Source organism: Protofrankia sp. CiP1_Cm_nod4 (assembly GCF_982290645.1).
The window spans coordinates 27,674-29,718 of record NZ_CEVIVC010000014.1 but is presented as its reverse complement, the minus strand read 5'-3'; the positions used below and the strand labels follow the sequence as shown (position 1 = coordinate 29,718).

Below are 2,045 nucleotides of genomic sequence, written 5' to 3'. Positions count from 1 at the left end.
GCCGGATGCGTGGCGGCCGGATGCGTGGCGGCCGGATGCGTGGCGGCCGGATGCGTGGCGGCCGGGCCGGCGTCGGCCGGGTCGGCGTCGAGCAGCCGCGGGAGCAGGCCCGCCGAACCGGCCTCCTCCAGCACCGCGATCCCCCGCGCCACCCTCAGCAACGGCTCACCGCCGCGGCGCAGGCAGGTCAGCACCGCCTTGCCGAACGCCTCACCGGGTGCCGGCCGGGCCGGCTGCCCGGCCGGCACCAACGCCGGGGCCGGGGCCGGGGCCGGGGCGGAGGTGGCCGGCAGGTCCTCGAGCAGCGCCCGCAGCAGGAGCGGGTTGCCGCCGGTGAGCTCCCACCAGCCCGACGCCACCGCACCTGCGGCGACCGTACCCAGCCGCGGTGTAAGCACTTCGGCCACCCCGCGCACCGACAGCGTGCCGACCCGCAGCCGGTGGCACCGCGGGTGGCGCAGCAGGTCGGTCTGCCAGGCGTTGCGCAGCCGGTCCCCGGCCGGGTCCGCCAGCTCGGTGACGACCAGCAGTACCCGCTGGGAGCCCAGCCGCCGGCCCAGGTAGATCAGCCCACGCAGGGAGGCCGTGTCGACGAGATGGGTGTCGTCGACGGCGAGCACCACCGGGGCGCGCTCGGAGAGCACCCGTAACGCCGCCCACAGGTCCTGCAGCAGGTGCGGGGACGGGTGGGTGGCGGCGGCATCCCCGGCGGCCGGGTCGTCAGGTGCGCCAGGCGGCACGGCGAAGGCCGTGTCGGGCAGCAGGCCGCGTGCGGCGGGGCCGGCGGCGCCGCCGGGGGTGCCGCTGCCGCCGGGCGTGCCGGCACCCTCCGTCAGGCCGGCGCGCAGGCCGCCGCGGGAGAGCTGGCGCAGGACCCCGAGCGGGAGATCACGCTCCACGCATGATCCGAAGGCCTCCAGCACGGTCGCGCCCGCCCGCGCGGCCCGCGCCATGAAGGTGTGCAGCAGCGCCGTCTTCCCGCTGCCCGCTCCCCCGGCGATGACGACCGTCCCACCCCTGGAGGCAGTACACTCTGCGAGCAGCGCGTCCAGGCAGCGCAGGGCGCCGTCCCGTTCCACCAGGGCGGGAACGGACTCGGCGGGGGGCGCGTACGGCCATCGCGGCGTGATGGCGGACAGGGCTGCGGTACCCATGGTGCTGCGTTTCCTCCGGCTGCGCCGACTTGGCACGCGAGCGACTGCGCTCGTCGCTGACCAGTGATCACCGTTGCTGACGTCGTCCGATGGTCCTCAAAGTCCGATGGTCCTCAAACTTTCCAACTATCGTCACCAAGATAGTGGTTTTACTCCCCTACCTCGAGACACCCCTGTCGGGACATCTCCGCGGAGAGCCTGGGCGCCGGAGCCGACAACACCGTCGACGGCGCTGGTCCGGACATCGGCTCTGGTCCGGGCATTGGTTTTGGTTTGGGTATTGACGAGTTGGGTGTTGTTGGGCCGGGTATCGCCGGGCGGTCGTCATCGCGACACCACGCTCAGGATGTCCGCGGCCGGCGCCAGGTCCGGGGCGGGCCCGGCGTCCGGCGGGCCGGGCGGCGCGGCGCGGCCGCCGACCGGTCGTGGCACGGCGGCCAGCAGCTGCCGGGTGTAGGCGTGCGCGGGCCGGGCGAACACCGTGGCGACGTCGCCGGTCTCCACCACCTGGCCGTCCTTCATCACGATGATCCGGTCGCTGACGTGGTGGATGACCCCCAGGTCGTGGGAGATGAACAGCAGCGCGACCCCCAGGTCGCGCTGCAGCCCGGCGAGCAGGTCGAGGATCTGTGCCTGGATCGACACGTCGAGGGCGGACACCGGCTCGTCGCAGACGATCAGATCGGGCCCGGGAGCCAGCGCGCGGGCGATCGCCACCCGCTGCCGCTGCCCGCCGGAGAGCTCCAGCGGACGGCGGCGCAGCACGTCCGCGGGCAGCCCGACCTGCTCGAGCAGCTCCACGACCCGGTCCCGGCGGGCCGCGCCCCGCGGAGCGCCGGGACCGGCCGGACCGGCGTCCCGAAGGGCGCCGCCGATGGCCGCACCGGCCTG

The 2,045-nt window shown here is 75.2% G+C and carries 2 protein-coding genes; both read right to left on the bottom strand.

The genetic code is table 11. From position 1 onward, the window contains the following. Nucleotides 1–1,154 (bottom strand): AAA family ATPase (locus AC5LSR_RS04985; RefSeq protein WP_493468197.1); only part of this gene is annotated, 1,154 nt, incomplete at its 3' end. 324 nt (nucleotides 1,155–1,478) lie between these two features. After that, nucleotides 1,479–2,045, bottom strand: a 567-nt coding sequence (locus AC5LSR_RS04980) for an ATP-binding cassette domain-containing protein (protein WP_493468196.1), incomplete at its 5' end; no start/stop codon positions are given.